This window comes from Nocardia sp. CDC159 (assembly GCF_023740735.1).
Lineage (GTDB): Bacteria > Actinomycetota > Actinomycetes > Mycobacteriales > Mycobacteriaceae > Nocardia > Nocardia pulmonis.
Genome location: NZ_JAMRXH010000002.1, coordinates 267022 through 282830, shown reverse-complemented (window position 1 = coordinate 282830; position 15809 = coordinate 267022). Strand labels below are relative to the sequence as shown.

At 67.7% G+C, this 15809-nt stretch carries 17 protein-coding genes; 8 read left to right on the top strand and 9 right to left on the bottom strand.

Translation table 11 applies throughout. From position 1 onward, the window contains the following. Positions 1-65 precede the first annotated feature (65 nt). Positions 66-1664 carry an ATP-binding cassette domain-containing protein gene (locus tag NDR87_RS05035; RefSeq protein WP_251909969.1) on the top strand — a complete coding sequence of 533 codons (1599 nt, stop codon included), beginning with the start codon at positions 66-68 and terminating at the stop codon, positions 1662-1664. Positions 1665-1945: 281 nt separating this feature from the next. On the opposite strand, the gene NDR87_RS05030 is transcribed toward NDR87_RS05035, so the two are convergent. From NDR87_RS05030 to NDR87_RS05020, 3 genes are read right to left on the bottom strand one after another with little or no spacing between them, the layout of a single operon-like run. Beyond that, positions 1946-2473 (bottom strand): DUF3558 family protein, encoded by a 528-nt coding sequence (locus NDR87_RS05030; RefSeq protein ID WP_251909970.1) that lies wholly within the window; start codon positions 2471-2473, stop codon positions 1946-1948. Then, positions 2470-2910: a hypothetical protein gene (locus tag NDR87_RS05025; RefSeq protein ID WP_251909971.1), complete on the bottom strand. Its 441-nt coding sequence runs from the start codon at positions 2908-2910 to the stop codon at positions 2470-2472. The genes NDR87_RS05030 and NDR87_RS05025 overlap by 4 nt, the downstream gene beginning before the upstream one ends. After that, positions 2907-4145, bottom strand: coding sequence for a hypothetical protein (locus NDR87_RS05020; protein ID WP_251909972.1), 1239 nt, complete (start codon positions 4143-4145; stop codon positions 2907-2909). Before NDR87_RS05020 ends, NDR87_RS05025 begins: the two co-directional genes overlap by 4 nt. Positions 4146-4801: 656 nt before the next feature. Here NDR87_RS05020 and NDR87_RS05015 point away from each other — a divergent pair. Further along, entirely contained in the window at positions 4802-5395 is a 594-nt protein-coding gene (locus NDR87_RS05015; protein WP_251909973.1) for a Uma2 family endonuclease, read from the top strand. On the opposite strand, the gene NDR87_RS05010 is transcribed toward NDR87_RS05015, so the two are convergent. The 6 genes from NDR87_RS05010 to NDR87_RS04985 all read right to left on the bottom strand — a co-directional run bounded on the left by NDR87_RS05010 (position 5392) and on the right by NDR87_RS04985 (position 9474). Continuing rightward, the gene (locus NDR87_RS05010) at positions 5392-6093 is read right to left on the bottom strand and encodes an FABP family protein (protein ID WP_251909974.1); all 702 of its coding nucleotides are present in this window, start codon (positions 6091-6093) and stop codon (positions 5392-5394) included. The genes NDR87_RS05015 and NDR87_RS05010 overlap by 4 nt on opposite strands. Before the next feature lie 181 nt (positions 6094-6274). Continuing rightward, entirely contained in the window at positions 6275-6580 is a 306-nt protein-coding gene (locus tag NDR87_RS05005) for a DUF1416 domain-containing protein (protein WP_251909975.1), read from the bottom strand. Between the two features lie 5 nt (positions 6581-6585). Further along, positions 6586-7419 (bottom strand): sulfurtransferase, encoded by an 834-nt coding sequence (locus NDR87_RS05000; protein WP_251909976.1) that lies wholly within the window; start codon positions 7417-7419, stop codon positions 6586-6588. A gap of 31 nt (positions 7420-7450) precedes the next feature. After that, a complete protein-coding gene (locus NDR87_RS04995; RefSeq protein ID WP_251909977.1) occupies positions 7451-7957 on the bottom strand; it encodes a DUF4395 domain-containing protein in 507 nt (168 codons plus the stop codon). Between the two features lie 270 nt (positions 7958-8227). Further along, positions 8228-8680 carry a thioredoxin family protein gene (locus NDR87_RS04990; RefSeq protein WP_251909978.1) on the bottom strand — a complete coding sequence of 151 codons (453 nt, stop codon included), beginning with the start codon at positions 8678-8680 and terminating at the stop codon, positions 8228-8230. Beyond that, complete coding sequence (locus NDR87_RS04985; protein ID WP_251909979.1) at positions 8677-9474, bottom strand: LmeA family phospholipid-binding protein; 798 nt, start codon at positions 9472-9474, stop codon at positions 8677-8679. The genes NDR87_RS04990 and NDR87_RS04985 overlap by 4 nt, the downstream gene beginning before the upstream one ends. Positions 9475-9825: 351 nt before the next feature. Here NDR87_RS04985 and NDR87_RS04980 point away from each other — a divergent pair, with 351 nt between their 5' ends. The 6 genes from NDR87_RS04980 to pstB all read left to right on the top strand — a co-directional run bounded on the left by NDR87_RS04980 (position 9826) and on the right by pstB (position 15690). Next, on the top strand, positions 9826-10596 hold the full coding sequence (locus NDR87_RS04980; RefSeq protein WP_308212046.1) for a response regulator transcription factor: 771 nt from the start codon (positions 9826-9828) through the stop codon (positions 10594-10596). Further along, positions 10593-11498: a mycothiol synthase gene (mshD, locus tag NDR87_RS04975; RefSeq protein ID WP_251909980.1), complete on the top strand. Its 906-nt coding sequence runs from the start codon at positions 10593-10595 to the stop codon at positions 11496-11498. The genes NDR87_RS04980 and mshD overlap by 4 nt, the downstream gene beginning before the upstream one ends. 295 nt (positions 11499-11793) lie before the next feature. Continuing rightward, positions 11794-12921 (top strand): phosphate ABC transporter substrate-binding protein PstS, encoded by a 1128-nt coding sequence (gene pstS / locus NDR87_RS04970; protein ID WP_251909981.1) that lies wholly within the window; start codon positions 11794-11796, stop codon positions 12919-12921. Between the two features lie 92 nt (positions 12922-13013). After that, positions 13014-13991: a phosphate ABC transporter permease subunit PstC gene (pstC, locus tag NDR87_RS04965; RefSeq protein WP_251909982.1), complete on the top strand. Its 978-nt coding sequence runs from the start codon at positions 13014-13016 to the stop codon at positions 13989-13991. Continuing rightward, positions 13991-14893, top strand: a complete 903-nt coding sequence (pstA, locus tag NDR87_RS04960) for a phosphate ABC transporter permease PstA (RefSeq protein ID WP_251909983.1) — start codon at positions 13991-13993, stop codon at positions 14891-14893. Before pstC ends, pstA begins: the two co-directional genes overlap by 1 nt. A gap of 20 nt (positions 14894-14913) precedes the next feature. Then, the gene (gene pstB, locus NDR87_RS04955; protein WP_251909984.1) at positions 14914-15690 is read left to right on the top strand and encodes a phosphate ABC transporter ATP-binding protein PstB; all 777 of its coding nucleotides are present in this window, start codon (positions 14914-14916) and stop codon (positions 15688-15690) included. The last annotated feature ends 119 nt before the right edge of the window (positions 15691-15809 follow it).

The window sequence follows — 15809 nt, the reverse complement described above, 5'->3', positions numbered from 1 at the left end:
CGCGCTGGACGACGTCCTTCGTTTCCTCGCGCCGAAGGCGCGGGGTGTGCGGATAGGGAGCGGGTATGAGGGCTGATCTTCGGCGGATGTGGGAATTGCTGGCGCTGTCGCCGGGGCGGGTGTTGGTGTCGGTGGTGTGGGGGGTGCTCGCGTTGGGGAGCGGGCTTGGGTTGGCGGGGTTGGCGGCCTGGTTGATTGCTCGGGCTTGGCAGATGCCGCCGGTTTTGGATTTGAGTGTGGCCGTGGTGGCCGTTCGGGCGCTGGGGATTTCGCGGGGGGTGTTTCGGTATGTGGAGCGGCTGGCGACGCATGATGTGGCGTTGCGGGCCATGACTACCGCGCGGGAGCGGGTTTATGGGGTGCTCGCGGGGGCGGATGTGTGGCGGGGGAGGGGTGATTCCGTGCGGTTGCGGCGGGGGGATCTGCTCACTCGGATCGGGAGTGATATCGACGATCTGGGGGCCGTGGTCGTTCGGGTGGTCGTGCCGGTGGCGGTGGCGGGGGTGTTGTCGGTGGCGGCGGTGGGGTTGTTGGCGACCATCTCGGCGGCGGCCGCGGGGGTGCTCGCGGTGGCCCTGGCGGTGGCCGGGATCTTCGCGCCCTGGCTGTCGGCGCGGGCGGCGCGGGAGGCGGAGCTGGCGGTGCGGGCGGATCGGGCCGAATTCACCGCGGCCGCGGTCACCGTGCTCGATCATGCCGCGGAACTGCGGGTGGCGGGGCGGCTGGACGAGGCGCTCACGGCGGCCACCTCCGCCGGGCGGCGGGCCGTAGCGGCCGAGGATCGGGCGGCCTCGCACAGTGCGTGGGCGGCCGCGGCGACGCCGCTGGCCATCGGCGCGAGCGTGCTGGGCGCGCTGCTCATCGGAATCCTGTTGTACGGCAGTGGTTCCGACGCACCGGCCGCAGCGCTGCAGCCCGCCCCGTCGGGCGGCATCACGCCGATGGCCCTGACCGTGCTCGTGCTGCTGCCGCTGTCGGCATTCGAGGCCGTGGCGACGCTCCCGGCCGCGGCGCAGGCGCTGACGAAGGGCCGAGCGGCACTGCACCGCCTGCAGTCGCTGGATCGCGCGGCGCGGCCGGTTGATTCGCATCTCTGCGGAAAACTCCCCGAACTGCCCGCCGGGCGGCGCATCGCGGTGATCGGCCCGAGCGGGGCGGGTAAGACCACTCTGCTGATGACGTGGGCCGGGCTGTTCGACACCCCGCGTCCGGGCGTCACCTTCTTCGCGGAGGACGCCCACCTGTTCGGCACCACCGTGCTGGAGAACCTGCGCGTCGCGCGCCCGGACCTCACCGCCGCGGAGGCCGAAACCGCCCTGCGAGCGGCCGGTCTCGGGGAATGGCTGGACCAGGCCCCCGACGGCGTGCACACCGATCTGGTGGGCGGCGCGGCCGCGGTCTCCGGCGGCCAGCGCCGCCGCATCCTGCTCGCGCGCGCCCTGGTCTCCCCGGCCGGGGTACTACTGCTCGACGAGCCCACCGAACACCTCGAGGCCGCCGCCGGCGCCGATCTGCTGCGCGCACTGCTCGACGAGCGCAGCGGCCTGGTCGCCCCCGACCGCACGGTCGTGGTCGTCACCCATCAGCTGCCCCCCGGCCACCGCGCGGACACCGTGGTCGAGGTCGACGCCACCGGACACGTCACCGTGCGAACACCCCGCTGAACAGCTCTTTCGCCCACCGAGAAATTCCGTTGCCGACACTCGGACGGCCGACTAAGTTCGTTGGTACACGGGAAAGGAGGTGGTTCGAAGAATGAGTAATTCGAGGACACGTGAGGTGGCTGCCAGCTAGGCACCACCGCTGCAGACGGATTCTCGTTCGCGCGAGCGCCGAGCTAATCCCAGGCAGCCACCCGGCCCCCGAGCCCCCGGTTTGTCCAACCGGGACTGCGTGAGGACTTGGCCTCCGCGGTGCGGCTCGGGGGCTGTTCCATTTTTCGGGCCTATCCGGACAGCTTTCCGCTCAGCTCCGCGCCCACCCGCCGGACCTCGGCGCACACATCTCCGGGCGGCTGCTCGCCCGGCCGGACATACGGAATGCGCGCGAGAAACAGCGTCATGCCATGCGGCTGCGCCACCGCGAGATAGCAGCGTTCGCGGCGATCCGGATCGAGCCGATCCGCGAATTCCACCGCCGCTCGCGCGCCGACGGTCGTCGATGCGACCGCGCGATAGTCCTGATATCGCTGATCCCGCTGGAATTCGCCGAGCGTGGGTGCGCCGGTGTAGACGGCCACGTCGTACCATCCGGCACCGGATTTCCACACACAGCCCTGCCAGCCATCGAACTCCGCGCCGACCGGCCCGGTCATCCGATCGGCGGTGACCAGCCCCACCGCGGTGATCGCCGCATCCGGCAGCGCGCAGGGATCGTGGGTCCCTCCGACGGATTTCGCGGGCTCGGTGCTCCCGCAGCCGGACACCGTCGCGGCGACGACGCCGAGGATTAGCGACAATGCGCGATATTTCATGTGTACCAGCGCCTTTGAGCCGGATAGTCGTCGAAGTCGTCGGGCCAATCGCTGGGGCCGACGACACCGTCGTCACCCCTCGGTTTCGGCGAGCGGACGGGTGGCGCTTGCGGGCGCGGGTCCCAATTCCAGAGATAGGACGGCGACGCTTTCAGCGCGGCGACCTCCGGCGGCACCGGGCGGGCCAGCGATTCGATCCGATCCCATGGGCATTCGCCGTTCCGCACGCGCTCGGCATAGCCCTGGAGCTCCTCGGACGCACCGGTCATCGCGGCCAATGCGGACATCAGCTCCTCGGTCACCGGGGTGGGCCGCCACAGCCCCTCGAGATCGGTGCGCTCGACCCGCAGGCCGACGGTTTCCAGCCGGGCCGCGGCGTCGAACACCTGGCGGGCCGCGGCCGCCACATCGGGATCGAGATCCGGGTCGAATGTCACGGCGCGCTCTCCCACGGCTGGGCGCCGGAACCGATGTCATAACCCTGATGCGGCCGATCGAGAGTGTCGTTCACCCGGCCGATCCGCGCGATGTCATTGGCCAGTATCGCCTTCTTCGCGGCAGCGTCGATCTTGCTCGTATACGGCTCCAGTTTCTGCTCCACCCACTGCCTGCCCCTGCCCGCGGGATTCGTGACGAACTCCAAAAACTCCTTCAACCGGTCCCGGACCTCTTCGATCTCGCGGAGGATGGCCCGCACGAGATCGACCACATCCCAGATCTTGCGAGCCAGATCGAGAATCTCTATCGCGGTGCCGATTCCGGGGATCTTCTTGACGAGCTGTTCGACGACGTCCTTCGCGCCGCGGAATTCGACGAACGAGACGACGAAGTCGCACAGCTTTCGACAGGCCCGGCGGACGCCGTCGCGAATCTTGTCGGCCATCTCGTTGCAGACATCGGAGATCACCCGGCCGACCGGGCCCTCCCATTTCATGGCCCTGATCTGCTTACCCGCCCAGTCCTCGAACGAGATCGCGGCCCTACCGCCCCATTTCGGCCCGACCCGCCGCACGGCGTCGTCGAGGTTGGCTCCCGACGCCTCCATCGCGTTTCCGGCCACCTTGTAGGACTCGCCGATCCGGCGTAGCTCGTTCCAGTTGGTCGTGATCGGTGCCAGGCAGGTCGCGAGGATATCGACCTCGTTGCCCGCCATCCGGGTGACGTTCTTGATGGCGTCGTTGACGTCGCCGAGCGCACCGTTGGTCTCGGCGATGATGTCGGCCAGCTCCGGCGGGGCCGCGGAGGGTGGGTCGAGCCTGATCTGCTCGGGCTTGGGATAGGCGGCCGCATCCGGATAGGGCCTGACGAATCCGGCATTCTCCCGGTCGGCATTCACCGCCACGGGTTTACCGGTGACACCGACCGTGGCCGCGTTGAGCGCCTCGTAGTTCCGCCGGTCCCGACCGTGATACAGCCAAGCGGCCCGATTCAGCTCGCCGCTGGTCACCGCGTTCTGATTCGCGATGTCGCCCATGCGCGTTCTGGTCTGGTCGGCGCAGACACGCAATGGCGAGACGAGCGGAGCGAGAATCATCCCGCCGAAGTTGCCCTCGTCCACAGCGCAGCACTGCCCGACGAATATGGCGATGTTGTTGCCGTCGTGGGAGATCTCTTCGACGGCATTGCTCAAACCGGCTATTTCGTGTGGATCGGCGACCAGGATTTCGGACATGAGCTGGCGTACCTCCGGTGAATTGGGCTATTGCTGCTCGGTTTTGCGAAGCGACGAAACTATCGACTCGACCCCGCCGTCGGCCCCACGTACCCCGGCAGTACCCGTAGCCGTAATCGCTGGCCGCGCCGTAGGTCGCGATATCTCCCCGGTCGTCCGACCAGCCGACGATCGTGGTATTCGAAGGGCGCCAGCCGTTTCCGTTGGGTACGACGTAGGTGAGGCCGAATCCGGTTGGCACCGGCTGCGGTTGCCCCTGCGGTACCGGAACCAGCCTGGGCGCGAACTCCATCGATGGGAAGCCCGGCGGCAGCTCGGGCGCCGCGGTGAGCGGCTGCGGCGACGGTAGCCACGACGAGACCGCCCGCCGCGCGTCGGGTACGTCGCGAACGAACGGATTGCCGATCCATGTGGCCCCGTACAGGAACGCCACCAGCCCACGACCAGCAGCGCGACCCTGCCCAGCGGGGCGAGGACGCCGGTGCGGGGCAGGCGGCTCCGGATCGGTTTCATGGCTGGTTGGACGCAGCGCACCCCACCCCGGGTTCCATCGATGTGATGTTTCGCGGGTGAACACGTGGTGGGATGTCTGCGAATTCGCCAGGGGATTCGCGAAGTGGGGCAGGCGATGCCGTCGGCAACGATACGGTGGGACCATGACGACTCTGGCTGTGCCGCAGTGGTTGATTCCGCCGGTGGGCGGGTTCACGGTCGAGCACTTTCTGAGGTTGTCCGGATTGCCCAAACGGACCGAATTGATCGACGGCAGTTTGATTTTCGTCGCGCCGCAGAGCAAATGGCACAGCCGGGCGGTGATGCTGCTCGAGGAGGAACTGGACGGGCAGGCGCCCGAGGAGTGGCGGGCCGATTGGGAGATGGCGGTGCGGCTGGGGGACCGGCAGATGCCGGTGCCGGACGTCGTGGTCGTGACCGCGGACGCCTACGAGCGCGACGAGCCGTCGTCCTACTATCTCGCCGAGGACGTCCTGGTTGTCATCGAGGCGGTGTCACCGGATTCCGAGGAGCGCGACCGGGAGACCAAGCCCGCCAAATACGCCAAGGCCCGGATTCCGCACTACTGGCGCGTCGAGCGTGACGGCTCCGATGCCGTGGTGCACACCTTCCAACTGGATCCGAATGCCAACCGCTACACCGGAACCGGCATCTATCACGATCGGCTGTACCTGCTCGACCCCTTCGAGGTGGACATCGATCTGGCCGCGGTCGGAACCGGCAATCCGGTGGCCTAGCCGATATAGCGCTGCAGGCGGGCCGACAGGCGCGGCTTCAGGACGCCGTCGGCCTCCACGCGCTCCTCGACATAGCCGAGGTCGCCGCCCTCCACGATGCCGTAGAGCCGCTTGGCGCCGCCCACCACCGCGCCGGACTGACTGCGGATCACCACATCGGTCGCCAGCTCCCAGGAGGACTGGGTGAGAGCCTGGCCGTAGAACAGTTCGACGATGCCGGAGCTGTGCGTGAGCAATAACTCGATGACCTCGTCGTCACCATCGATGCCGACCCGCCAGAAGCCGGTCTCGCGCAGGTCCGGGCCGCCGTAGCTGCCATCGCCATTGATGACCCAGGACCGCGATTCCCAGGACAGATAGTCGCCGCCGTCGTGGGAGACCACGATCTGCTGGCCGAAGTGGTAGTCGCCGCGTTCGGCGTCGTTACCCTCGCCCTCGCCGCGCCACACGCCGACCAGCGGCAGCAGGGCGAGCATGGAGGAGCTCAGATCAGGGCCGAGGCGCAGATTGGCGGTGTCCTCGGGCAGCGGAAGGTCCGGGAGCTGCGGAATATTGCGAATGCCGGTCGATTTCGCGCGCTCGGCGGCATCGGCGACCGCCTGGTCGCCACTGCGCCGCGCGGCATCGCGACCGCTCGACTGGTGAGCCGTCCCGTTGGCTGCCGCGTTGTCGTCGTTCTCGGTACCCGCGTCGCTCACGACTCGGTGAACAGCCGGTAGAGGACGTACAGACCGAACCAGGCGATCAGCACGGAGACGAGAACCAGCAGAATCTCGAAGGCAAGGACCACGAGTCGAAGTCTAACGAAACAGCCCCGGGGGAAAGCGCCCCGGGGCTGTGTTCGTTCGGTGGTGTTGGCCACCCCTCAGCGCGATCGCACTACTTCGCCACCGTGACGTCGACGGAGTGCACGCCCGCGCCCTCCGGCTTCACCTGGGCCGAACCGTTGCCCGCCGAGGACAGCGCGCGAATGGTCCAGTCGCCGGGGGCGGCGAAGAAGCGGAAGTCACCGGTGCCCGAGGCGACGACCTCGGCGGTGAACTCGTCGGAGGAGTCCAGCAGCCGGACGAACGCGCCGCCGACCGGGTTACCCGACCCGTCGAGCACGCGACCGGTCAGCACGGTCTCCTTCTCCACGTCCACATTGGCGGGCAGGGCCTGACCCTGGGTAGGTGCTGCACACATGTTGATTACGCTCCCAACTCGATCGGTGCACCGACGAGGGAGCCGTACTCGGTCCAGCTCCCGTCGTAGTTCTTGACGTTCTTGTGGCCCAGCAGCTCCCGCAGCACGAACCAGGTGTGCGAGGAGCGCTCGCCGATGCGGCAGTAGGCGATGGTCTCCTTCTCGCCGTCCAGCCCGGCCTCCTTGTAGAGCTCGGCGAGGTCCGCGTCGGACTTGAAGGTGCCGTCCTCGTTCGCGGCCTTGCTCCACGGCACATTGATCGCGCTGGGGATGTGGCCGGGACGCTGGCTCTGCTCCTGCGGCAGGTGGGCCGGGGCGAGGATCTTGCCGGAGAACTCGTCGGGCGAGCGCACGTCGACCAGGTTCTTGGTGCCGATGGCGTTGATGACCTCGTCGCGGAACGCGCGGATGGACAGATCCTGCTCGGCGGCCTTGTAGGTGGTGGCCTCGCGATTGACCGGATCCTTCGACAGCGGGCGGCCGTCGAGCTCCCACTTCTTGCGGCCGCCGTCGAGCAGCTTCACGTTCTGGTGGCCGTAGAGCTTGAAGTACCAGTAGGCGTACGCGGCGAACCAGTTGTTGTTGCCGCCGTAGAGAACGACGGTGTCGTCGTTGGAGATACCGCGCGCCGACAGCAGATCCGAGAACTGCTCGCGGTTGACGAAGTCACGCCGCACCGCGTCCTGCAGGTCCTTCTTCCAGTCGAGCTTGACGGCACCCTCGATGTGGCCCGTGTCGTAGGCGGAGGTGTCCTCGTCCACCTCGACGATCACGACGCCGGGGGTGTTGAGGTTCTCTTCGACCCAGTCTGCGGAGACCAGGACATCGGAGCGAGCCATGTTGTTCCTTTCGAGATGGTGACTTGCCGGGCTAGGAGGGTGAGTTGGTGGGCGCGGCCGAGCGCGGGAGCAGCCGCTGTGCGAAGGGGTAGATCTTGCAGCCCAGGCAGATGCCGAACGCCGCGTTCAGGAACGCCGCGAACAGGGCGAAGGCGGCGAAGATCGTGCCGACCACGGCGCTGCCGAATGCGAAGCCCAGCAAGCTGATCGCGGCGAAGACGAATCCGACCAGCTGGGCGAAGCGCACGGGCGCGGCAGGCTCGGTCTCGGTGGGCGGGCCGACGCGCGGGGCGACGAGTTTCGCGTAGAGCAGGCCGTAGGGGCTGCGGCGTGGGCCGTTGATCGCGCCGATCGCGAATACGATGGTCTGCAGGCCGATCAGCACGGCGGCGAGCGGGCGGGAGAACGCGGCGGCGATCAGGACCAGCACGAGCACGCCGGTTGTGATCCAGGCCGCGAACCGGGGGCCGCGCACGTCCACGTGGCCTTCCGGAATGCGTTGGGTGGCTTGGGAATTGGTAGGGATCTGCTCCGACATCGGATACTCCTGCGCTGCGATCAGGTTTCGGGTGTCAAAGGATTCGGCGGATCGCCGGATCGACGAGATCACTCGGGGCGATGGTAAAACCGGTCGGCGTCAGAAGGGTGCGAAAGGCCGACCGGCTAGATGCACAGGCAGCAACAACCGCCGAGGCGGCACAGATCGACTGTGCGGCGTCGGGTGAGCATCAGCTCTCGGCGGGTTTGCACGAAGAGCAGTTTACCCGTTTCGGGGCGGGAATTGGACCCCGGGTCCGAATTCTGGGATTCAGGCGGCCTCGGGCACGGTCAGTGGGGTGAGCGCGCTGCGCAGGTCACCGGCCTTCGGGACGCCGGAAATTCGGAATCGTTCGCGGCCGCGGGCATCGAAGACGAAGGTGGTGGGCAGTGAGAGCACGTTGAGTTCCTTGGCCAGCGCGGGTTCGGCGTCGATGTCGACCTCGATGTCCTGCGGGGGCTGTGGGGTCTGCGCCAGATCGGCGACCACCCCGGCCACGACCCGGCGCACCGCCGCGCACGGGCCGCACCACTGCGCGGAGAAGTGCACGACCGCGGGCGTCGCGCCGTGGACGCCGACCGCGGCCAGCAGTTCGGTCCGGGTGTCGTCGCCGATCATGGCCCGGCCCCTGGACGTCCGAATCCGGCCCTCGCGCAGGCGGATCGCCAGCCCGGCGGCCACTCCGGCCAGCAGGACCACCACCAGAATTGTGATCTGCATCATGATCGGGCAAACCTGTTCATCTCGAGCGTCATATTCCGGCCCTCGCCCTCGACGATGATGTCGCCGCCGAGCGCCTGGACCTTGGTGGGATGTACGCCGAACGGCAGATCCCTCGTGTCGATGGTGCGGGTGAAGCGCGCCAGCACCGCGGCCTTGTCCAGATCCGGGCCGAGCGACGCGGGCGTGGTGTCGGTCTCGTTCCCACGATAGATATCGGTCGCCACCACGCGCACCTGGTCGCCGTCGAGCAGCAGGTTCACCTTGACGCTGACGCGGGTGGTGCTGCGTGATTCGGGGCCGACCTGGATGGTTCCGCTGAGCAGATACGTATTGCCCTGGGTGGTCATGCCGGTGCCGCCGGAGCCACCCGTGCCGTCGGACTTGTCGGCCGGGGGACCGGTCAGGGACAGATTCGGAATGTTCAGCAGGCGGCCGAGTTCCAGCGAATCGATACGCATCCGCCCGGCTACCCGATCCACCGGCACCGCGCGCAGCTTCCCGTCGACGAGATCGTCGATCGGAATGCGCACACCCTCGAGCGTGGACTCGACGAGGATCTCGCCCGGGATCTCGGGATGGTTCGCCCGCGCCCGGATCTCGACATTGCGGTAATCCCCCCGCCACGCCTGCACCACGAACGGAAATCCGTGAATCGTGACCTCGGGATCGGCACTGAGATCCCCACCCGCCCGCAACGCCCGCGACACCCGGTACTCCGTATAGGCCGCCGCCGTGAAGTCGGCAACCACCGCCAGCGCCGCCACCAGCAGCACCCCGACAATCACCTTGCGCATGAGCGCCAGCCCTCGCTTCCGGGTGAACAACGCATGCACGCACGATATCTGTTGGTACAGAGGGCGGCTCGACCCCGCATCGGCGCTGGCGCGCCGATGCGGGGAAGTGAGGGCCGGCGTGTGCGGGGAAGTGGGGGCCGGCGTGTGCGGGGAAGTGGGGGCCGGCGTGTGCGGGGAAGTGGGGGCTGGCGTGTGCGGGGAGGTGGGACCCGCCGCAGGCCTCGGCTGCCCGGATTGCGTGGTCATTGGTACGAACGCGCTAATGTAGGCACGAATTACCTGCGAACGAGCATGGAATCGCGATAGACACCGAGGTTGCCGCGGACATGCCCCAGATTGGGAGGAGAGCTGGTGGAGCTGCTCCTGCTGACCTCCGACCCGAATCCGGAGTCGGTGCTGCCGTCGCTGTCGTTGCTGCCCCATCACGTCCGGCCCGCTCCGACCGAGGTGGCCTCGCTGCTCGAGGCGGGGACGGCGGATGTGGCCCTGGTGGATGCGCGGACCGATCTGGCCGCCGCGCGGGGGCTGTGTCGACTGCTCGGCAGTACCGGGTCGTCGGTGCCGGTCGTGGCGGTACTCACCGAGGGCGGGCTGGTCGCGGTCAATGCCGACTGGGGGCTGGACGACATTCTGCTGCCGGGTACCGGACCCGCGGAACTGGATGCGCGACTGCGGCTGCTGGTGGCCCGCAACGGCGGCGCGGCCAGTCCCGAGAACAGCGGCAAGATCACCCTCGGTGAGCTGGTGATCGACGAGGGCACCTACACCGCGCGGCTGCGCGGGCGTCCGCTCGATCTGACCTACAAGGAGTTCGAGCTGCTCAAATACCTCGCTCAGCACGCGGGCCGGGTGTTCACCCGCGCGCAGCTGCTGCAGGAGGTGTGGGGCTACGACTTCTTCGGCGGCACCCGCACGGTCGATGTGCACGTGCGGCGGCTGCGCGCCAAACTCGGCAGCGAATACGAATCGCTCATCGGCACCGTCCGCAACGTCGGCTACAAGGCGGTCCGCCCGGCGCGCTCGGCCAAGGGCGATGCCGCCCCCACCTTCCCCGAGGACGACGACAACGCCGACGGCACCGACGATTCCCAGCTCACCCCGGCCAACGGGACGCTCTCGTGACCGCATCCCACACCGGGTGGACCGACGAACTCGGGCCCGACACCGTCGCGCGGGTCCGCGACCTGCTCGATCGCGCCACCGAAACCGACGGCGTCGCGCCCGTTTCCGAACAGGCCGTACTGTCGCTGACCACCCCCTCGACCGCCCGGCACCTGCTGGTCGAGCGCGATGGCGCGGTGGCCGGATACGCGAATCTGGTTGCCGCCCACGGCGAGCACCCGGCCATGGCCGAGGCCGCGGTGGATCCGCGCTATCGCTCGCGCGGTATCGGCGCGGCCCTGGTGGCCGCCGCGCTGGCCGCGGGCGGGGCGGGCGCGCGCATCTGGGCGCACGGCAACCTGGCCCCCGCGAAGGCGGTCGCCGGACGGCTCGGCCTGACCGTCGCTCGCGAGCTGTGGCAGATGCGCCGCCGGTTGGCAACGCCAGAGCTACCCGAGCTGATCGTGCCCGACGGCATCGCCCTGCGCACCTACTCCGGTCCCGAGGACGACGCCGAACTGCTGCGGGTCAACAATGCCGCCTTCGACTGGCATCCCGAACAGGGCGGCTGGGGCGAGGCCGAGATCGCGATGCGCCGCGACTCGTCCTGGTTCGACCCCAAGGGCCTGTTCATCGCCGTCGACGTCGCGGATCCGAAGCGCGTCCTGGGCTTTCACTGGACGAAGGTGACCGACGACGAACAGCCCCCGGCCGGGGAGGTCTACGTGGTCGCGATCGATCCGGCCGCCCAGGGCCGCGGTCTGGGTCGGCTGCTCACCCTCGCGGGCCTGCACTACCTGCGCGATCGCGGCCTCGGCGAGGTGCTGCTCTACACCGAGGCCGACAACACCGCGGCCGTGCACACCTACACCCGGCTGGGTTTCGAACCGGCCCATGTGGACGTGGCCTACACCACCCCGTGACCCGCGCCGGTAAGTCCGCCGCCGCTCGCCGGTAAGTGCGCCGTCCCCTGCTGGTAACCGGACAGCGTCCGGACAGTAACTTTGCGGCAAATGTCACACGTATCGGGCGCAATCGCGCCGGGTTGTTCACCTTCCGTTCACTTACCCAGGTCCAACTGTCAACCGGCCGAACCTACGTTACTTGTTGGGCGGCATCCGCTGCCTGGTGTGCAAGTTCCCCGCGAACGGCCACCACAGCACCCGCCCGGTCGTTGAGGGATCGGGCGCGTATAACGCGATTCCCGGAGGAATTCAGGTGAACTTCAAGCGCAGCAGCGCCCTGTTCGGCGTGCTGGCCGCGAGCGCTGCCCTGACCCTGTCGGCCTGTGGCAGCGACGACAACACGGCCGCGAACGGCACCGACGGCGCCGCCAAGGTCGACGTGCAGTGCGGCGGCAAGAAGGCCCTCAAGGCCAGCGGTTCGTCGGCGCAGAAGAACGCGATGGACCGGTTCGTCGCGGCCTACGAGGCCAACTGCGACGGCGCCAAGCTGGATTACACCTCCAGTGGCTCCGGCGCGGGCGTGAACGAATTCATCGGCGGCCAGACCGATTTCGGCGGCTCGGATTCCCCGCTGGACGCGAAGAAGGGCGAGATCGAGAAGGCCGCGGCGCGCTGCGGCGGCGCTCCGGCCTGGAACCTGCCGACCGTATTCGGCCCCATCGCCGTCACCTACAACGTCGACGGCGTCACCGATCTCGCGCTCGACGGTCCCACCCTCGCCAAGATCTTCAACGGCCAGATCACCAAGTGGAACGACCCGGCGATCCAGAAGCTGAACACCCAGATCGCGACCAAGCTGCCCGATGCGAGCATCCAGGTGATCTCCCGCAGCGACGAGTCGGGCACCACCGACAACTTCCAGAAGTACCTCGACGCCGCCTCCAACGGCGCCTGGGGCAAGGGCGCGGGCAAGTCCTTCAACGGTGGCGTCGGCGAGGGCGCCAAGGGCAACGAGGGCACCTCGGCCGCGATCAAGAACACCAAGGGCTCGATCACCTACAACGAGTGGTCCTTCGCCAAGTCGCAGAACCTGTCGGTCGCGCGCATCCTCACCGAGGCCGCCGTGAAGCCGGTCGAACTGAACGTCGAGTCCGCCGGTAAGGCGATCGCCACCGCCAAGATCAAGGGCGAGGGCAACGACCTGGTCATCGACACCAGCTCGTTCTACAAGCCGACCGATCCGGGCGCGTACCCGATCATCCTGCCGACCTACGAGATCGTCTGCTCCAAGTACAGCGACGCCGACACCGCCAAGGCCGTCAAGGCGTTCCTCACCTCGGCGATCAACAATGGTCAGAAGGGTCTCGACCAGGCCGGATACGTTCCGATTCCGGACGCGTTCAAGACCAAGCTGACCACCGCGATCAACGCCATTTCCTGATCGCGGAACCACCCATGACCGTTCACGACGAAGCCACTTCCGCGAGCCGGTCGCACTCGACCGGCCCGCGGGCGGGCGGAGATACTGCCTCCATGCCGAGCGAACTCAGCACCGAACCGGCTCCTACCAGCCGCGGCAGCAAGGGCCACAGCAAGAACGCGGAACTGATCTTCCGTTCGCTGGCCACCGCGGCGGGCGCGACCATCGTCGCGGCCATCGCGCTCATCGCGCTGTTCCTGTTGATCCGGGCCGTGCCCTCGATCGGTGCGAACGAGGCGAACTTCTTCACCAGCGCCGAATTCAAGACCACCGATGCCGCTCACCTACGGTTCGGCATCCGGGATCTGTTCATGGTCACCGTATTGAGTTCGCTCTTCGCGCTGGTGATCGCGGTGCCGATCGGTGTGGGCATCGCGTTGTTCCTGACGCAGTACGCACCCAAGGTGCTGGCCCGGCCGTTCTCGATCCTGGTGGATCTGCTGGCGGCGGTGCCTTCGATCGTGTTCGGTCTCTGGGGTTACCTGGTGCTGGCGCAGAAGCTGGAGCCGTTCCAGCGGTTCCTGAACGACAACCTGGGCTGGTTCTTCCTGTTCAAGTCCGGCAACGTCTCGATCGGCGGCGGCGGAACGATCTTCACCGCGGGCGTGGTGCTCGCGGTGATGATCCTGCCGATCATCACCTCGGTCAGCCGTGAGGTGTTCCACCTCACCCCGCGCGCCCACATCGAGGCCGCACAGGCGCTGGGCGCCACCAAGTGGGAAGTGGTGCGGATGACCGTGCTGCCGTACGGGCGCAGCGGCGTGATCGCCGGATCCATGCTCGGCCTGGGCCGCGCGCTCGGTGAGACCATCGCGGTCCTGGTGGTGCTGCGCACCGCACAGCAGGCCGGACACTGGTCGCTGTTCGACGGCGGCTACACCTTCGCGTCCAAGATCGCCTCGGCCGCTTCGGAATTCAGTCAGGCGCTGCCCACCGGCGCCTATATCGCGGCCGGTTTCGTGCTGTTCGTGCTGACCTTCGTGGTCAACGCGCTGGCCCGGATCGCCGCCGGAGGGAAGGTGAACGGCTGATGGCCACCACCACACTCGATCGCCCGGTCAAGGCACCTGCGTTTCGTGAGGTGAGCGCGGCTCGCAAGATCCGCAACTGGATCGCCACCGGGGTCATGTGGCTGTGCTTCGCGATCGCGCTGATTCCGCTCGGCTGGGTGCTGATCCTGGTGCTCAACAAGGGCCTGGACGCCATCACCCACACCGGCTGGTTCACCAAGTCGCAGAAGGGCGTGCTGCCCGACCAGTTCGCGGGCGGTGTCTACCACGCCATCTACGGCACCATCGTGCAGTCGGCGGTGGCCGCGGTGATCGCGGTGCCACTGGGCATCATGGCCGCCATCTACCTGGTGGAATACGGCCGGGGCTGGCTGGCCAAGACGACCACGTTCATGGTCGACATCCTGGCCGGTGTGCCCTCGATCGTGGCGGCGCTGTTCGTCTTCGCGTTCTGGATCGCCACCTTCGGCTTTCCACAGAGCTCGTTCGCCGTATCGCTGGCGCTGGTGCTGCTGATGCTGCCCGTCGTGGTGCGCAGCACCGAGGAGATGCTCAAGCTGGTGCCCGACGAATTGCGCGAGGCGTCCTATGCCCTGGGCATCCCGAAGTGGAAGACCATCGTGCGGATCGTCGTGCCCACCGCGGCCCCGGGCATGATCAGCGGCATGCTGCTGGCGCTGGCCCGCGTCATGGGCGAGACCGCGCCGGTGCTGGTGCTGGTCGGCTATTCGAAGTCGATCAACTTCGATGTCTTCAACGGCAATATGGCGTCGCTGCCGCTGATGATCTACCAGGAGCTGGCCAATCCGGAGGCCGCCGGTCGGATGCGGGTCTGGGGTGCGGCCCTGACGCTGATTCTCATGATCGCGGTGCTGTATCTGGGGGCGGCGGTCGTCAACAAGCTGCTCACGCGGAACCGATAGAAGCGAACGGAAATTCGATAATGGCCAAGCGGATCGACGTCAAAGATCTCAACATCTACTACGGCAGGTTCCACGCCGTCGCCGATGTGAAGCTGTCCGTGCTGCCGCGCAGCGTCACCGCCTTCATCGGTCCCTCGGGTTGCGGTAAGTCCACCGTGCTGCGCTCGCTCAACCGCATGCACGAGGTGACCCCGGGCGCTCGCGTCGAGGGCGTGGTCGCCCTGGACGGCGAGGACATCTACGGTTCGACCGTGGACCCGGTCGGCGTGCGCCGCACCATCGGCATGGTGTTCCAGCGCCCGAACCCGTTCCCCACCATGTCCATTCGCGACAATGTGGTGGCCGGGCTCAAGCTGCAGGGCGTGCGCAACAAGAAGGAGCTCGACGAGGTCGCCGAGCGCTCGCTGCGCGGGGCGAACCTGTGGAACGAGGTCAAGGACCGCCTCGACAAGCCGGGCGGCGGCCTCTCGGGCGGTCAGCAGCAGCGACTGTGCATCGCCCGGGCCATCGCGGTCTCGCCCGATGTGCTGCTGATGGACGAGCCCTGTTCGGCGCTGGACCCGATCTCCACGCTGGCGATCGAGGACCTGATCGCCGAGCTGAAGAAGGAATTCACCATCGTCATCGTCACCCACAACATGCAGCAGGCCGCCCGCGTGAGCGACCAGACGGCCTTCTTCAACCTCGAGGCCCAGGGCAAGCCCGGCAAGCTCATCGAGATCGACGAGACGGAGAAGATCTTCTCCAACCCGGCGCGCAAGGAGACCGAGGACTACATCTCCGGCCGGTTCGGATAGGAATTCCGCCCGACACCCGCGCGGCTCCGGCTTCTGCCGGGGCCGCGTTTGGTGTGTCCGGTCCCCCGGATATGGCACCTGTCACTTATTGAACTGATTGTTAGCTCGATCATGTCCTA